Below are 16,414 nucleotides of genomic sequence, written 5' to 3' on the forward strand. Positions count from 1 at the left end.
CTGGAATCTATTCCACCTCGATTCCAGATTTTCAGATTCCAGACGATCAGATGCTCCCTGTGCGGCCGCCATCCACCGGGATGCTGGTACCGTTGACATAGGCAGCCGCCGGTGTGGCGAGGAAGGCCGCCACCGCCGCGATCTCCGCGGGATCGCCGAAGCGGCGCGCGGGAATCTCGGCAATCATTTCGGCTTCCACTTCGGCGGTGCCGGTACCTTTTTTCTGTGCCGCGTTGTTAACAATCGCCTCGAGGCGGCCGGTGCGCGTGGCGCCCGGCAGCACATTGTTGACGGTGATCCCGAATTGCCCGAGCTCATTGGCCATCGTCTTGGCCCAGGAGGCAACCGCGCCGCGGATGGTGTTGGAAACACCCAGGTTTTTGAGCGGGATCTTCACCGAGGTGGAAACGATATTGATGATGCGTCCGTAGCCTTCTTCTTTCATACGTCCCATCACCGCTTTTGTGAGCCGGTGGTTGGTGAGCAGGTGCTGCTGGAAAGCCTGGAGAAACTGGTCTTCGGTCGCCTCCGTGATAGGACCGGCAGCGGGGCCGCCGGAGTTATTCACCAGGATGTGCACGGGCCCTTCGGCCACGATCGACGCGAGCAGCGCCTCCGTTGCGGCGGCATCATTGAAATCGACGACGTGGTAGCGATGCACCTGCTGCAGCGTATTGTCAAGACGCGCTACGGCGGAGCGGAGCAGCTCTTCGTTGCGGGCCAGCAGGATGCACTGCGCGCCCATCAGGGCCAGCTCGGCGGCGATGGCCAGGCCGATGCCCTGGCTGGCGCCGCAAACCAGCGCCCGTTTGCCTTCGAGGGTAAGATTCATGGCCTCAAACTTAGTTTGTTTTCCGTAAGCGGCGGAGCGCTTATTTTTAGGGCAAATCTTGCAACCATGGCCGTCACCGCGCCCTTCAACCTGAAGCAATGGATCGATACCAACCGCGAGCTGCTGAAGCCACCGGTGGGCAACCAGTGCGTGTATAAGAATGCCGAGAATTTTATCGTGATGGTCGTGGGCGGCCCCAACGCGCGCAAGGACTACCACTTCAACAAAAGCGAGGAACTCTACTTCCAGGTGGAAGGCAATATCGTGCTGAAGATCATCGATGAGGGAGTTCCTAAAGACATCCCGATCAACGAGGGCGATATGTTCCTGCTGCCCCCGAACACCCCCCACTCGCCCCAGCGCGGCGCGGGCACCGTGGGCCTCGTCATCGAAAAAATCCGCAACGAAGAAGAGAACGAGGAAGATGCGTTCATGTGGTTTTGCGAAAAATGCGGCAACAAGCTTTATGAAGAATATGTTTTTGTAAAAGACATCGTCAGGCAACTCCCGCCCATCATGGAGCGCTTCTACTCAAACGTCGACCTCCGCACCTGCAAGAAATGCGGGCACGTGATGGAACCACCGGTGAAGAAATAATTTTTTGATGTCTGATCGCTGATGTCTGATTTTTTAGTCAGTCTTACCAATAAAGCTGGAAGTCTGTAATTATTAGATCCTAGCTCCGGATTTCGACAGGTTATCCCGCACCTTTGCATGCGTCAGCAAAATCAGACATCAGACATCAGCGATATGAAGATTGATATTCATACCCACATCATGCCCGAGCGGATGCCCAACTGGGTGCAAAAGTTCGGCTATGGCGAATTCATTCATCTCGAGCACCGCAATTGCAGGGCCTGCATGATGAAGGGCGACAAGCTCTTTCGCGAGGTGGAGGACAACTGTTTCAAGCCCGAGGCGCGCCTGCCCGAAATGGATGCCACGGGCGTCACGATGCAGGTGCTGTCGACCATACCGGTGCTTTTTAACTACTGGGCAAAGCCTGCGGACGCCCTCGAAACCTCCCGCTTTTTCAACGATCATATAGCCGAAACCGTTGACCGGTCGCCGGAGCGCTTTATCGGCCTCGGCACGGTTCCCCTGCAGGATGTGGACCTGGCCATCGGCGAGCTGGAGCGCTGCATGACAGAGCTGCGGATGCCGGGTCTGCAGATCGGCACCAACGTCAACGGGCTCAACCTCGGCGACCCGTCGCTGCTGCCCTTCTTTGAAGCAGCGGAGCGGCTCGGCTGCGCGCTCTTCGTGCATCCCTGGGAGATGATGGGCGAAAAAGACATCCAGAAATACTGGCTGCCCTGGCTGGTGGGCATGCCCGCTGAAACCACGCGCGCCCTCTGCTCGCTCATCTTCAGCGGCGTGCTGGAAAAATTTCCGAAGCTGCGGATCGCCTTCGCCCACGGCGGCGGCTCCTTCCCCTACACCATCGGCCGCATCGAGCACGGTTATGCCGTTCGTCCCGACCTGGTGCAGGTCGACAACACCGTCAACCCGCGCGATTACCTGGGACGCTTCTGGGTGGACAGCCTGGTGCACGATCCCGCCGCCTTTGCCTTTCTGCGTGCCTCAGTGGGTGATGAGAAGATCTGCGTCGGCTCCGACTATCCCTTCCCCCTCGGCGAACATCATCCCGGCGCGCTCGTGGAAAACCTGGTGACCGATCCGGGTACGCGTGCTAAATTCCTGTCTGAAAACGCCCTCGACTGGCTGGGCATAAACCGGTAATTATGCGTCTACTCCTTTTTGCGCTGTTGCTGCTGACGGCCTTTACGGTCCGCGACCAGAACGACCAGCTTTTCGACAAACGCTGGTATTTCGGCTACATGCGCCTCAACGGGCAGGCAGTGGAGCCGCCGCTGAAAACGGCGCCGGCAAAGCGTCCCTGGATGTATTTCGGGAAAGATGGTGCCTACCAGCAGGGCATGGACGGGCAGGTCGACAAAGGCATCTGGAAACTGAATAAGGAGTCGGGACGCATCATAACCACGGTTACGGGCCGCAACGGGAAGCCGGACATCAACGACCTCAGGCTGCTGAAGGTCACCGCCGATTCGCTGGAGCTCGAAGACCCCGACGGCGCCGTCCTGGGTATGCTCAGTAAATAAGCGCTTTCCGCATCCGGAAGTTGTGGAGCACCGCGCCGTCAAGGGGCACCTCCTGCTGTCTTAACACGGTGAATTCGTTGTGTTCGAAAAACGGCCTTGCCGTGATGCGCGGCACTCATTTCGTAAAAAGGCGCTCTTCGCCGTCCTCCATGATTTTTGCAACGGCCTGCGCTTCGGAATCACCTTCGCGGAGCTTGCCGATGATATTGCGGTAGCTCTCCTGGTCGCGGTTCTGGCTCATCTTGAAAACGTGCTCGAGGCTTTCTACGTCCACCTCAAAGCCACGGATTGCTTTTACCAGGCGGCTCGTGTAATCTTTGGGCAGGTTATCGTATGCCGTGGGAGATGCTGCATTGCCGCCTTCAAAGTGCAGGCTCGTCCTGCGCATCACTTCGATTAATCCTGCGTCGTCAAGAAAACGCATCGGGCCGCGGGCATGCACCGAGCGGTAGTTCCAGGTGGAACCCTGCTGCGGGTTGCTGTACCAGCTGGCACTGACATAAGCATGCGCGCCACTGAAAACGCACAGCACATTCGGGTTGGCGCTGAAGGCCAGCTCATGATCGGTCTTGCGCATCATATGACCGGAGAGAAACAGTTTGCCCGCCCGCTCTTCCACCAGCACCGGGATCTGTGTAGCTACGGGAAGACCTTCCCCGGATACGCCGATTACCATCGCAAAGGGATGTTCGGTAATGAATTGCTTCACGAGCGCTGCATCTTGCTCCTTGAATTCAGGAAGGTTGTACATGGCTCAAAAATAAAATGCAGCGCTGTGAACGCTGCATCGAATCTTTTAACTCCGGCAATTCGGGGGATGAATCGCTTATTCCACGACATCGGCGATCTGCTCAGGATTGAAGTGCGCGTTGCGCATCGACACCGAGCGGGCCACGAGACCGGCAAATTCTTCGAAGGCCGTCCGCGTGATGCGGTCGTCGGTCATCATCACCGGTACACCGATATCACCACCCTCGCGGATGCTTTGCACCAGCGGGATCTGGCCCAGGAAGGGCAGGTCGTATTCGTCGGCGAGGCGCTTGCCGCCTTCCTTTCCGAAGATGAAATACTTGTGATCGGGCAGTTCCGCGGGGGTGAAATAGCTCATGTTCTCCACAAGGCCGATGATGGGCACGTTCATCTGCGCCTGTCCGAACATGGCGATGCCTTTCTTCGCGTCGGCGAGGGCCACGTCCTGCGGTGTCGTCACTACCACCACACCGGTTACGGGCGCGGTCTGCATCACGGTCATGTGGATGTCGCCGGTGCCGGGCGGCATGTCGATCACCAGGTAATCGAGCTCACCCCAGTGCACGTCGGTGATGAACTGACGGATGGCGCTCGAGGCCATCGGGCCGCGCCATACCACGGCGTCTTTTTCGTTCACCAGCAGGCCGATGGAAAGCAGCTTGATGCCATAGCGCTCCAGGGGCACGATGTAGGCCTTTTCGCCGATCTGCGTCATCATGGGCCGCTCACCGCGCACCCCGAACATGATGGGCACGCTGGGGCCGTAGATATCGGCGTCGAGAAGTCCTACCGAGGCGCCGCCGGCCGCCAGGGCCAGGGCAAGGTTGGCCGACACGGTGCTCTTGCCCACGCCGCCCTTGCCGCTCACTACGGCAATGATATTCTTCACGCCCGGGAGCACGCTGCTCTTGTCGGCACGGATGGTGGTGGTGCTGGAGGTAAAGTTGACGGTAACATTGGCCTCTTTGTTCACCAGCAGCTTGATGGCATTGATGCTGGCCTTCTGCATCATGTCCTTCATGGGACAGGCAGGTGTGGTGAGGACGATGGTAAAGGAAACATCGTTGCCGCTGATCTCCAGATCGCGGATCATATTGAGGGTGACAAGGTCTTTGCCGAGGTCGGGCTCCTGTACGTTGCCCAGCGCTTTGAGCACTTCTTCACGGGTCATGGCGGCGGCGTTATTTTTGTTAACGAATGCGCAAAGTTAGCACAAAGCCGCTTGCCCGGTGGATGCCGAACGGCCGTATCGGGCTATTTTTGAGGTGATGAGAAAATGGCTACCCCTGCTGCTGCTCCTCTTTTTTGCCCAAAAAGCCAGTGCCCAGTTTGAAGGCGTCAAAGACTCCGTGGTGCAGCTTTACGGCGTTGTTATGACCGCCGATTCGCTGGTTGGCATCCCGGCCGTGAGCATTACCATCAAAGGCCAGAACCGCGGCACCATCACCAACAACCAGGGCGTTTTCTCCATCGTGGTGCTGAAGGGCGATATCGTGGAATTCACCCACGTGAGCTACAAGCCCAAAACCGTCGTCATCCCCCGCGACCTGAAGGAGAACCAGCAAAGCATGGTGCAGCTGATGGTGGAAGACACGGTGTATCTCCCGGCTACGATCATCCGCCCCCGCCCCACCCCGCAGCAGTTCGGCCGCGACTTCGTCAACACCAAGGTGCCCGATGACGATATCGAGATCGCCCGTCGCAACAACGACGTGGCCAAGCGCCGCGTGCTGATGCAAACAATGCCTGCCGACGGCCGCGAAGCCACCAATATGCAGTTCCGCAACATCGCGAACAAGGCTGTCTACTCCGGCCAGATGCCGCCGCAGAACATCTTCAACCCGGCGGCCTGGGCAGAGTTCATCAAGGCCTGGAAGCGCGGGGATTTTAAGAAAAAGTCGGAATAGTAGGGAATTATTCGAACTGAGAATCTTGCAACATGAAATAATCGTCTAATTCAAATCTTTTACATTTAGATCGCAAAACGACCATATGTTGGAAGAAAAAGACATTATCGAATTAGATAGTGATACAGAGGAAGAAGATAATAATGATGGCGGAATATATCCATATGATCCGGCGTTCACAGATATTGAAATCGGTGACACGCCATTTACTATTTATGAATATTTACGTCAGCTAAAGAAAGATAAAATTACAATTCAACCTGATTTCCAGAGAAACCAAGTTTGGAAAATCCACCAGAAAAGCAAGTTTATTGAGTCAATTATTCTAAACTTCCCCCTTCCTCCTATTTACTTAAACGAAACAAAGGAATCTAGATACATTGTTATTGATGGACTGCAGCGAACTACAGCTCTAAAAGAATATTATGACGGAGCATTTGCGTTAGAAGGTATCGAGGCGCTACCTAAATATAATGGGAAATATTTCAAGGATCTACCTGAAAGTCTTCAATCGAAATTTGAAGATAAAAAGCTCACTGTGTTCGTTTTGAAGCCATCTACACCCATGGTTGTTATTTATGATTTATTTAATAGGATTAACACCGGTGGAACTCAATTAAATCGGCAAGAAGTTAGAAACTGTATTTTCATCGGCAAGTCGACCAGATTGCTTAAGGACCTTTCGGAAAAACCATATTTCCGAAAGGCAATTGATTTCGGTGTGCGCGATAATAGAATGAAGGATCGAGAGGTTGTTCTTCGATACCTCGCGTTTAGATGGTTCGATTACAACTCTGAATATACTGGGGATATGAGTAGTTATGTAGAGGCAGCTATGCGAAAAATAAATATCATGGAAGATCATCAAATTGACGACATGATAGATGACTTCGAAAGAGTAATGAACTGGTCGTTTCGTATTTGGCGACATAAGAACTTCCGTATTCCGACACAACATACCAGAGGTACAATTAATACTGCTATTCTAGAGAGCGTCTGCAATTATTTATCATCAAAAGATGACCAATTCTTAGTAGAGAATGAACATATAATTTATCACAATTATTTTACATTGATAGCTGATAAAGTCTATTTAGAGGCTGTAACGAAATCAACTGGCAATAGGCAAAAAGTTATCGACCGCTTTCGATTGGCACATTTACTACTAAATCCATAGAAATGGTAAATTTTATTCAGATAAACAATTTCAAATGCTTTCAAGAATCGCCGGTGTTCCACTTCGGAAAACTAAATTTATTAACCGGAATTAACGGGCGAGGGAAATCAACAGTTTTACAAAGTATCCTATTACTTTCTCAATCATTTGAAGCAACTGGAAAAATCGAAAAGCTTGTCCTTAACGGGCGTTATATTCAACTAGGAAACTTTGATGATATTAAAAATAGCGATACCCCTAGAAATACTGCAATTAGCTTCAATATCGGCGTGAATGATCATCTCAAAGCAAATTTGACTTTTGATGAAGATGAAACCGATGACCTAATTGCTAAATCCGGAAAGTATGAAGTCATAGTAAGCGAAGAGTTCGAGGAAATTTCTAAATTGGATCAAATCTTAGGCCTCTTTCAAGAAAACTTAAAGGACTCTTTCCAAGGCATCCCGGATCCAACTCACATGTTTATCGAATCGAAGAAGATATTTTTCAACCAAGGAATTAAAAACATTCACTACATAAGCGCCGATCGATTAGGTCCTGTTAAGTATGTTGACAAAGCAAGATTGAAGGGCGAAGACTTCCAAAATGTTGGACCAAAGGGAGAATACGTTTTAAATGTTTTATCGAGGCCGGACTTACCGTCTGTTCATGAAAACTTATATATCGGAGAGAATGCCAACTCAGTCAGACAACAAACAGAGGAATGGTTGTCCTACATTCTAGAAGGGGCGAAAATCCGTTTGGAAGGAATGGAAAAATCCAGCAGTGTCCTTTGGATGTTAATTAATAATCGAAATACCTCCCATAATTACAAACCGACTAACGTTGGATTCGGCTACAGTTACATTTTGCCACTAATTGTGACTGGTTTGATTGCGCAAAAAGGCGATGTCATTATCATTGAAAACCCTGAGGCCCACCTTCATCCTAGAGCACAATCTAGAATCGCCGAGTTCTTTTCAAAAGTTGCATCCTGCGGTGTTCAAGTATTTATTGAATCGCACAGTGAGCACATATTGAATGGCCTACGAGTAAGTGCTTTAAACCCAAATATTTCACTCGATCGAGAGGACATCACTATTCAATATTTCAACGAAAACTTTCGTCCAACCCTACTGACTATCCAAGAAAAAGGAAAAATAGACAATTGGCCCGCCGGATTTTTTGATCAACAAGAGATTGATTTAGCTAAAATCTTTAAACTAGGCAAATAGTGCATGATTGCAGAGCTGTACATAATACCGGAATCTTTTCAGCATAATAACACTTATTCTGCAATTGAAATAGAAAATAAGATAAAGCAACTTGCAATTGATTTTACATACATTAATGAACATGCAGACCGGAATAAGCTTTATGTCAACTATGATTTAATTTATGTTGTTAGTTTCTATGGCGATTTTTTAGTTAGCGACTTCTTTGAGCGCGCCGATGAACTGAAAAAAATCATTGATCGAGACGTAGTCAACGCTCTTCTTGGTTTACTTCAAAGAGCAAATAATAGGAACTTTACATCCGAAGAAGTCATCCAAGATCTATTACCACTTCATGATCACAATACCTGTCATGGAGTAATAGCGTTTCATAGAATCGATGGTGTAGCAGAAGAGTCGCAACTGATATACGGGATAGAGGGCTGGTATAAATTTCGAAGGTATTTTTTAGCGCAATATCCGAATCAAGATTTCATAAGTGAATGTAGCATATATTTTCCCAACCTCTATTTTCATCCAAGGGTCAACAATACTGTAGTTGCGATACTTCCTGATTTCGCAAAGTCAATAGTAAAACATCTCGGATATTTGAATGACGTCTTTTTTTATTACCGCCAAAGGAGATTTGAGAATGAGTCGATCAAATACCAAACACTGACGAGTGAGTGTAATCTAGAAGAGCCAGCGGCGTCAAAAGACAAAAATTCGGCAAAACGTCAACTCACTTTTACATTTCAAAATAATCGAGGGGAAAATATAGATGTGACTTGCTACCCACATTTGAGACTTTCACAAAGTGACAATCTTGGTGATTCAAAACATTATCAATACCGGATATATTTCCATGAAGGTCTACAAGAGATTAGTGAACATAAAATTTTGATTGGTCATATAGGGGTTCATTTATAACGTCTAATCAACCTAATCCAGCAGAAACTTCACATCCTCCAGCGTCAGGCTTTTCACAAAGCCTTCTTCCGCCTGGATCAGTTCCGACGACAGGTGGCTCTTGCGCTGCTGCAGCTGCAGGATCTTCTCCTCGATCGTGTCTTTACAAATGAGGCGGTAGGCAAATACCGGCCGCGTCTGCCCGATGCGGTGCGTACGATCGATGGCCTGCTGCTCCACGGAGGCGTTCCACCAGATATCGAACAGGAAGACATAATCGGCCGCCATCAGGTTGAGACCGGCGTTGCCAGCCTTGAGTGAAAGCAGGAAGACGCGTTCCGGCGACGCCTCGTCGTTGAAGCGGTTACAGAGGCCCTGTCGCGCCTCGGCGGGCGTGCTGCCATCGAGACGAAGAAAGGGAATGCGGGCTTTCTGAAGCGCATCGCCAAGCAGGTCGAGCATACCGGTGTATTGCGAAAAGAGCAGCACCTTGTGATCCGTTACCAGCTGTTCGAGCTCTTCGAGCAGCACATTGGTTTTTACCGAATCCTGTGTGAACACGTCTTCGTCGCGAACGAGCTCGGCCGAGCAGCACAATTGCTTGAGGCGGGTAATGCCGGCAAGCACGCTCATCTTGCCCTGCTCGAGGCCCCGCTGCTCGATCTCCAGCAATACGTTGCTGCGGATCTTTTCTTTTACGCTTTCATAAGCCATCCGCTGGTCGGTGCCCATGCTGCACCAGAGCACCTGCTCGGTCTTGGCAGGCAGGTCGGTAGCCACCTGGTTCTTCGTACGACGAAGGATAAAGGGCGCCGTCAGGCGACGCAGCGCGGCGATCTTTTCGGCGTCGCCATTGCGGTCGATGGCATCGGCATATTGCTGGCGGAAGAACTCGCGCGAGCCGAACATCCCGGGCAGCAGGAAGTGCAGCTGCGCGTAAAGGTCGAAGGTGTTATTCATCACCGGTGTGCCGCTCAGCGCAGCCCGGAAGCGGCCCTGGAGGCCACAAACGGCGCGCGTGATCTGTGCCGCCGGGTTCTTGATCTGGTGACTTTCATCAAGGATGATCGAGTCGAACATGGTTTGCTCCAGCACTGCCGCATGGTTGCGCACCAGGTGGTAGGTGGCGATGAGCACCTGCGGCGGCGCGGCATCGGCGTCGCTGCCTTCGCGCTGAAACAGGCCAACACGCACCGAAGGCGCAAACTGCTCCCACTCCTGCTTCCAGTTGTACACCAGCGAGGCCGGGCAGATGATCAGGTGCTGCCCGCCCGGCGTTTCCTCCAGCAGGCGGCAGATAAAGGCGATCGTCTGCACCGTTTTGCCGAGACCCATATCGTCCGAAAGAAGGCCAGAAGCACCCGCGTCGCGAAGCAGCAGCAACCATTCAAAGCCTTTTTGCTGGTAGGGTCGCAGGCGGGCCTGCAGCAGCGACGGCAGGGGCACCTGCGCATCCTCGCTTTTCTGCCATTGCTGCCAGCGTGTCCACCAGCCGGTATTGATCACCGGCTTGAGTACGGATGATTCGCCTTCGTCGCCCGCCAGGGCCAGCCAGCGCGGCACCGTAAACACGTCTTTCTCGATCCGCGCATGGCGGATCAGCGTCGCCCAGGTATCGAACCATTCGGCGGGCAACACGCCCATGGCGCCGTCCCGTAGTAATACAATACGCTGTCCCGAAAAGATCGCTTTCTGCAGCGCCGGCAGGGCCACCGCTTCGGCGCCGAAGCGCAGGCTGAAGCGCACGCGGATCTGCGGATCGTCGGGTGCGGAAAGGAGTTCTGTCTCTGTCACCGGCTTGTGCTCGGAGCAGCGGAAATGCTGCAGCATACTGAGGCCGAGCACGGCAACGTCGCGGTCGAGCAGTTTGTAAAAGGCATTGAGAAACCAGCCCTTGTGCTGGGCGTCTTTGAAGTCGAGGTGGAAGTAGCCATTGAGCTGGTTGGCGAAGTTGGGATGCAGGGCGCGCAGCTCCTCCACGAAGGCATTTTCCGTTTCGCGGTGCCGCCGGATAAGCCACTCGCGGCCGCCGGCCTTGCGGCGTTCCTCGGTCTTGCCAACGCCATCGAGCTCGATGCCTTCGTAGTTCCAGGCGGGCGTGAACACGAGGTATTTATTCATCATCTCGCTCAGGTAAACGCGGTTTTCCGGAACGCATTCGATGATGTTTTCCTCGAAGCAATTGTTGCGGTTGACGCTGTATTGCTTGTCGAGCAAGTCGAGCACCTGCTCGGAAAACTGCAGCGGGTCGCCCTCCCAGGTGCCCGGGCAGGTTTTGTGCAGCCACAGCAGCGTGGCATAGTCGCGCTGCGCCAGCAGGGCATACTCGTTGTTGCGCTCCAGCAGGAAGTGGTGCCGCAGGAACTGCTCCAGCGGCTCGGGCCCGCCGCCAAGGTCTACCAGCGTCCGCAGTGCGAGGGCGGCGCCTTCCCGTTCTACAACAAAAGAAAGGCGCGGCTGCTCGGTTAGAAAGCGAAAAGACTGCAGGCGAACACGGGAACCTTCCAGCGGCACGGCATGCATGAGGCGCAGCGCCGGGGCCTGCTCGCGCAGGGCCGCGAAGCATTCCTGTCCGTAGCGCTGCATCGCCGCCGTGGTGAAGGCTGCCAGCGTCTGGCTGTTGCGACCTGCCTTGTGCTTTTTGGCCAGCTCTTCGCGCTTCGCTTTGAGCGCCTCCTCAGAAAAAGCGGTCAGCGCCTGCTGCACGGCTACCGGCGCCGTGCCGAAGTGCTGCTTGATGGCGCGGGTAGTAATTTTTTCAGGGATGCCATAGAGCTTTTTTGCCGGGTCGAAGGACATAAGCTCGAGGGCCGGCGTCGTCAGCCCGGGGCGGCGCGTTTCCAGGCGTAATACGTAAATTAGGGAGGTAGCTTTGGTGTTTTGCATGGACCGGCGAAGATAAAAGTCTATTGGTTAATTGGTCTATTGGTTAATTGGTACTTATTCGCTACCAACCCTTCCGGACGCCCGAAATTTTCACTTGTGCTTCAGGGTCGCAGTTTCCAGATTCCGGTATCCTAACCGTAGAACCTCAGAACCCCACAACCTTAAAACCTTATTTTTGCGGCACTCAAATCTTGCATATGAAGAAAGTTGCAGTGATCGGCGCCGGCACCATGGGAAACGGCATCGCCCACGTTTTCGCCCAGTCGGGCTTTTCGGTTTCACTGATCGACGTGTCGCAGGCCCAGCTCGATAAGGCGGTTGCTACCATTGGTAAGAACTTCGACCGCCAGGTGGCCAAAGGCAGTGTCACCGAGGAGCAGAAATTTGCGGCCCTTGCCAATATCACCACCTTTACCGCCATCGCCGATGGCGTGAAAGACGCGGAACTCGTGGTGGAAGCCGCCACGGAAAACGTGGATCTCAAACTGAACATCTTCCGCCAGCTCGATGAGGCCGCACCCGCCGGCTGCATCCTTGCTTCCAATACTTCATCCATCTCCATCACGAAAATCGCCTCGGTAACAAAGCGTCCCGAGCTCGTGATCGGGATGCACTTCATGAACCCCGTGCCGGTGATGAAGCTCGTGGAGATCATCAACGGCTATGCAACAAAAGCAGAAGTGAGCGAAACGATCGTATCGCTCAGCAAGCAACTGGGCAAGATTCCCTGCGTGGTGAACGACTACCCGGGCTTTATCGCCAACCGCATCCTGATGCCGATGATCAACGAAGCGATCTCCTGCCTCTTCGAAGGCATTGCGGGCGTAGAGGAGATCGACACCGTGATGAAGCTGGGTATGGCGCACCCGATGGGCCCGCTGCAGCTGGCCGACTTCATTGGTCTCGACGTATGCCTTTCAATCCTGCGTGTGCTCCACGACGGCTTCGGCAACCCGAAGTACGCGCCCTGCCCGCTGCTGGTGAATATGGTAACCGCCGGCAAGCTCGGCGCCAAGAGCGGCGAAGGATTCTACACCTATACTCCCGGCAGCAAAGACCTTGTAGTCAGTGCAGGATTCAGAAAATAATACCGGAGAAATACAACACGGCATCCCGCTCGCGGACGTCCTGTCTTTCGTACGCTGGAAGACGGGACGCCCCGACGCGGAAGCGGAACAGGATCTCTTCGAGGACCTGGGCTGCACCGGCAAAAAGTTCACCGACCTGGTGGAGCACTTCAGCATGCGCTTCGGTGCTGACGTCAGCAACTACAAGTGGTACTTTCATACCAACGAAGAAGACCACAGCATCGGCGGCATGTTCTACAAACCGCCCTACGAGCGCGTGCAGCGCATCCCGGTTACCCCGCTCATGCTTTGGGAGATGGCCAACGCCGGCTACTGGAACATCGAATATCCCGAGCACGAGATTCCCTCCTCGCGCGTTGATTACCTGATCAACATCCTGCTGTTCATCGCGGGCTGCCTGCTGCTGGCCTACTTAGCACGGAAGTGGTAGTGCCTCAGACTACGAGGTTTTTTCTCGCAGAGTTTGCAGAGCGTTTCGCAGAGGGCACGGAGGCTTTTTCTACGACTACCGTTTGGGGAGGCAGTTTTACTGGTCGGCTAATGTCCTATGATCCCGGTCAGTGCGTTGCGGGAGCTATGTCTGCCTGCGGCAGGCATCCAATAATTAACGCGTAAAGGCGCAGAATCATCGGGCAGTGATGCCTTGACCCAAAAGAGCACACCGGGTGCCCCTGAGCGCCCGGCCCCGCTTAGCGCGCCTTCCGCAACCACGAACTATAAGACTAACTGCACTTCCAAAAGCAGCAGCGTGACCGCACCCAAGTCCACCTCCCCGAAAATATCCTTAGCGTTAAAAAATACCGCCGTCAGGCAAACCCAGCAGGCCAACACCCACCTCCTACTTCACCGGTCGCACATCAAGTGTATGCATATCCCGCAATTTCTGCCGGCATAATTCCTCATCCTTCTTCGGCACACCGATCACCATGCGGCAAAAAAGCTGCGCCTCGTTTTCGATGACGGTGCAGCCAAAGCGCTTTACCACCATCATCACATCGTTCATCAGTGTATAATCGAAATTCAGCTCGTAGTTGACCAGCACCGGCCGCTGAATGAGCGGCGTCAGTTGCAGGGCAAAGGAAGCGGCCGTTTTATACGCGTTGATCAGGCCCGGCACTCCGAGGAGTGTTCCGCCGAAATAGCGCACCACCACGATAGCCGTATTGGTGACGCCCTTGCTATCCAGCTGCCCCAGGATCGGCTTGCCGGCCGAGCCGGAGGGCTCACCATCGTCGGAGGCGCGGAAGTTGTTGCCGTCGGTGCCGATGCGGTATGCGAAGCAATGGTGCGCTGCCTTGGGATGTTCTTCCTTCAGCTCCTTGAGCCGCTTCTTGAACTCGTCGGCCGAGGCGACAGGAAAGGCATAGGCCAGGAAGGTGCTGCCGCGGTCGCGGAATTCGGCCAGGGCCTCTTTTTCGATCGTGTGAAAATGCGTCATCAGAGGGCGCAAACTTAGTACGGATTCGCGGGATTGCGGTAGCGGTCTACCCGGTCGCCGGCGAAGTGGTCGCTACCCTCCAGCGCACCACCCGACGGCTTTGGCGCCGGAATGCCTTTCTGAAGACGCATGCCCGGTGCGGTGATGATCAGCTGCTCGTCCCAAAAGCCGGCATCGATAAAGTGCTGCAGCACCTGCGCGCCGCCTTCCACCAGCAGGCTGTGTACGCCGCGGCTGTACAGCATACTCCCGAGGCGTTTAATCAGGTTCGGACCGGTCATTGCCTCCAGCCGCACATATTCAAGGTTGTGGTGCTGCTCGGTGCGCAGCTCGTTCAGCACCAGCGTTGGCTGCTCGCCGTTAAAAAGGTGCAAAGACGCGGGCAGGCGTAGTTGCCGGTCGAGTACGATGCGTAACGGATCGGGGCCGGGCCAGAGCCGGGTGTTGAGCTGCGGATTGTCGAAAAAAGCGGTATTGGTGCCCACCAGGATAGCGCTGTGTGTGGCGCGTAGGTGGTGCACATAGCGGGCCGTAAGGGCGCCGGAGATGGCCACCGGGCGGCCGTTTGCGCCGGCGATAAAGCCGTCGGCGCTTTGGGCCCACTTCAGCGTGATCCAGGGCCGGTGGCGGGTGTGGGCGGTAAAGAAAAAGCGGTTCAGCTCGCGGCACTCGCTTTCCAGCACGCCGCTGATCACTTCGATGCCCGCGGCATGCAGCTTGTCGATGCCCTTGCCATTCACCGAAGGGAAAGGGTCGCGGCAGCCGACCACCACGCGCGGGATGCTTTCCCGCACGATCAGGTCGGCACAGGGCGGTGTTTTTCCAAAATGCGCGCAGGGTTCGAGCGATACGTACAGTGTGCTTTCCGGAATGAGGTGCCGGTCGGCTTCGGCCACGGCATTCACGCAATTCACCTCGGCATGCGGACCGCCATAGCGGCGGTGGTAGCCTTCGCCGATGATGCGGTGTCCGTGAACAAGCACCGCGCCAACCATGGGGTTGGGCGCAACACTCCCGGCGCCGAGGCGCGCCAGTTGCAGGCAGCGTTGCATATAGGTTTCGTGGCCCGGGGTCATAAGCGGCAGGAGCCAAAAATAAAGAAAGGATTATGTTTGAACCATGAAAAACGGCGAAGCGGAAGCCTGGCTCCGAAACCAGCTCGAAAGCATGTACGACCCCGGCGAAAGCGCCGCCATTGCCGCCCTGGCGCTGGAGCATGTAACCGGCCTCCGCCGCGGCGAATGGCTGCTGCGCCGCGAAGAGCCGCTCTCCGGCGAAGAAGAGCAGGCGCTCCGGGATACCGCGGCCCGCCTGCTGCGCCAGGAGCCGATCCAATACATCAGCGGACGCTCCTTCTTCTATGGCCTTGAGTTGTATGTGAATCCTTCCGTACTCATCCCGCGCCCCGAAACGGAGGAGCTCGTAGACTGGATCGTGAAAGACTTGCTGGAACTGGGTCTGCCGGTGTTCGACAAAAAAGAAACGGAGGCTGATGCAACGGCTTTGCTGAAGATCCTCGATGTGGGAACGGGAAGCGGCTGTATTGCGCTGGCGCTTAAAAGCAAGATGCCGCGCGCCGAAGTGTGGGGCTGCGATGTAAGCGATGAAGCGCTCAACGTAGCCCGTCGCAACGGCTCCGACAATAATATCCGCGTCGACTTCCAGGGCGTCGATTTCCTGGATGAGGCCCAGCAGCGCCTGCTGCCTTCGGTTGACGTGCTGGTGTCGAACCCGCCCTATATCCCGCTGAAAGACAAAACCTCGATGCACAGCAATGTAGTGGAATGGGAGCCGCATACCGCCCTCTTTGTGCCCGACAACGACGCGCTGCTCTTTTACCGCGCCATTGCCCGCTTCGCCCCCAGGCGCCTTCACGCGGGCGGGCGCATTTACCTGGAAATCCACGAAGACCTCGGGAATGCGGTTGTACAGCTATTCCGGGAAGCCGGCTATGAATCGGTAGAACTACGGAAAGACATGCAGGGGAAGGACCGGATGGTGCGGGTAATACGGTAATGTGATAATGCGGTAATGCGATAATCAGATGTATAGGAAAGCCGCTCCCCGAGCGGCTTTCCTATATGATGGAACGGCATTTACCGCATTATCAC

General features: G+C 54.3%; 16 protein-coding genes. 10 read left to right on the forward strand and 6 right to left on the reverse strand.

Going from position 1 to position 16,414, the window contains the following annotated elements; all coding sequences use genetic code 11:
- Positions 1 to 46: 46 nt before the first annotated feature.
- The gene (locus EPD60_RS04625) at positions 47 to 832 is read right to left on the reverse strand and encodes an SDR family oxidoreductase (RefSeq protein WP_131447327.1); all 786 of its coding nucleotides are present in this window, start codon (positions 830 to 832) and stop codon (positions 47 to 49) included.
- A 66-nt stretch (positions 833 to 898) separates the two neighbouring features.
- On the opposite strand from EPD60_RS04625, the gene EPD60_RS04630 reads away from it, so the two are divergent.
- The 3 genes from EPD60_RS04630 (at position 899) to EPD60_RS04640 (ending at position 2,955) form a co-directional block, all read left to right on the forward strand.
- Complete coding sequence (locus tag EPD60_RS04630; protein WP_131447329.1) at positions 899 to 1,429, forward strand: 3-hydroxyanthranilate 3,4-dioxygenase; 531 nt, start codon at positions 899 to 901, stop codon at positions 1,427 to 1,429.
- Between the two features lie 153 nt (positions 1,430 to 1,582).
- A complete protein-coding gene (locus EPD60_RS04635; protein ID WP_131447331.1) occupies positions 1,583 to 2,575 on the forward strand; it encodes an amidohydrolase family protein in 993 nt (330 codons plus the stop codon).
- A gap of 2 nt (positions 2,576 to 2,577) precedes the next feature.
- Positions 2,578 to 2,955 (forward strand): hypothetical protein, encoded by a 378-nt coding sequence (locus tag EPD60_RS04640; RefSeq protein WP_131447333.1) that lies wholly within the window; start codon positions 2,578 to 2,580, stop codon positions 2,953 to 2,955.
- A 115-nt stretch (positions 2,956 to 3,070) separates the two neighbouring features.
- On the opposite strand, the gene EPD60_RS04645 is transcribed toward EPD60_RS04640, so the two are convergent.
- Both EPD60_RS04645 and EPD60_RS04650 read right to left on the reverse strand, forming a co-directional pair.
- Positions 3,071 to 3,706 carry an FMN-binding negative transcriptional regulator gene (locus EPD60_RS04645; RefSeq protein ID WP_131447335.1) on the reverse strand — a complete coding sequence of 212 codons (636 nt, stop codon included), beginning with the start codon at positions 3,704 to 3,706 and terminating at the stop codon, positions 3,071 to 3,073.
- A gap of 75 nt (positions 3,707 to 3,781) precedes the next feature.
- Complete coding sequence (locus EPD60_RS04650) at positions 3,782 to 4,876, reverse strand: Mrp/NBP35 family ATP-binding protein (RefSeq protein WP_131447337.1); 1,095 nt, start codon at positions 4,874 to 4,876, stop codon at positions 3,782 to 3,784.
- Between the two features lie 97 nt (positions 4,877 to 4,973).
- On the opposite strand from EPD60_RS04650, the gene EPD60_RS04655 reads away from it, so the two are divergent.
- The 4 genes from EPD60_RS04655 (at position 4,974) to EPD60_RS04670 (ending at position 8,912) form a co-directional block, all read left to right on the forward strand.
- Positions 4,974 to 5,612, forward strand: a complete 639-nt coding sequence (locus EPD60_RS04655) for a carboxypeptidase-like regulatory domain-containing protein (RefSeq protein ID WP_131447339.1) — start codon at positions 4,974 to 4,976, stop codon at positions 5,610 to 5,612.
- A gap of 85 nt (positions 5,613 to 5,697) precedes the next feature.
- Positions 5,698 to 6,789, forward strand: a complete 1,092-nt coding sequence (locus EPD60_RS04660; protein ID WP_131447341.1) for a DUF262 domain-containing protein — start codon at positions 5,698 to 5,700, stop codon at positions 6,787 to 6,789.
- 2 nt (positions 6,790 to 6,791) lie between these two features.
- The gene (locus tag EPD60_RS04665) at positions 6,792 to 8,003 is read left to right on the forward strand and encodes an AAA family ATPase (RefSeq protein WP_131447343.1); all 1,212 of its coding nucleotides are present in this window, start codon (positions 6,792 to 6,794) and stop codon (positions 8,001 to 8,003) included.
- Positions 8,004 to 8,006: 3 nt separating this feature from the next.
- A complete protein-coding gene (locus EPD60_RS04670; protein WP_131447345.1) occupies positions 8,007 to 8,912 on the forward strand; it encodes a hypothetical protein in 906 nt (301 codons plus the stop codon).
- A 12-nt stretch (positions 8,913 to 8,924) separates the two neighbouring features.
- On the opposite strand, the gene EPD60_RS04675 is transcribed toward EPD60_RS04670, so the two are convergent.
- Positions 8,925 to 11,777 carry a DEAD/DEAH box helicase gene (locus tag EPD60_RS04675; protein ID WP_131447347.1) on the reverse strand — a complete coding sequence of 951 codons (2,853 nt, stop codon included), beginning with the start codon at positions 11,775 to 11,777 and terminating at the stop codon, positions 8,925 to 8,927.
- Positions 11,778 to 11,974: 197 nt separating this feature from the next.
- Between EPD60_RS04675 and EPD60_RS04680 the strand changes: the two genes are divergently transcribed.
- Together EPD60_RS04680 and EPD60_RS04685 are read left to right on the forward strand one after the other, a co-directional pair.
- On the forward strand, positions 11,975 to 12,865 hold the full coding sequence (locus tag EPD60_RS04680; protein WP_131447349.1) for a 3-hydroxyacyl-CoA dehydrogenase family protein: 891 nt from the start codon (positions 11,975 to 11,977) through the stop codon (positions 12,863 to 12,865).
- On the forward strand, positions 12,846 to 13,295 hold the full coding sequence (locus EPD60_RS04685; RefSeq protein WP_131447351.1) for a DUF1493 family protein: 450 nt from the start codon (positions 12,846 to 12,848) through the stop codon (positions 13,293 to 13,295). Before EPD60_RS04680 ends, EPD60_RS04685 begins: the two co-directional genes overlap by 20 nt.
- 408 nt (positions 13,296 to 13,703) lie before the next feature.
- On the opposite strand, the gene EPD60_RS04690 is transcribed toward EPD60_RS04685, so the two are convergent.
- Positions 13,704 to 14,303, reverse strand: a complete 600-nt coding sequence (locus tag EPD60_RS04690) for an IMPACT family protein (RefSeq protein WP_131447353.1) — start codon at positions 14,301 to 14,303, stop codon at positions 13,704 to 13,706.
- A gap of 14 nt (positions 14,304 to 14,317) precedes the next feature.
- Positions 14,318 to 15,355 (reverse strand): bifunctional diaminohydroxyphosphoribosylaminopyrimidine deaminase/5-amino-6-(5-phosphoribosylamino)uracil reductase RibD, encoded by a 1,038-nt coding sequence (ribD, locus tag EPD60_RS04695; protein WP_165871413.1) that lies wholly within the window; start codon positions 15,353 to 15,355, stop codon positions 14,318 to 14,320.
- Between the two features lie 67 nt (positions 15,356 to 15,422).
- On the opposite strand from ribD, the gene prmC reads away from it, so the two are divergent.
- A complete protein-coding gene (gene prmC / locus EPD60_RS04700) occupies positions 15,423 to 16,319 on the forward strand; it encodes a peptide chain release factor N(5)-glutamine methyltransferase (RefSeq protein ID WP_131447357.1) in 897 nt (298 codons plus the stop codon).
- The last annotated feature ends 95 nt before the right edge of the window (positions 16,320 to 16,414 follow it).

Source organism: Flaviaestuariibacter flavus, assembly GCF_004337505.1.
GTDB classification, from domain to species: domain Bacteria; phylum Bacteroidota; class Bacteroidia; order Chitinophagales; family Chitinophagaceae; genus Flavisolibacter; species Flavisolibacter flavus.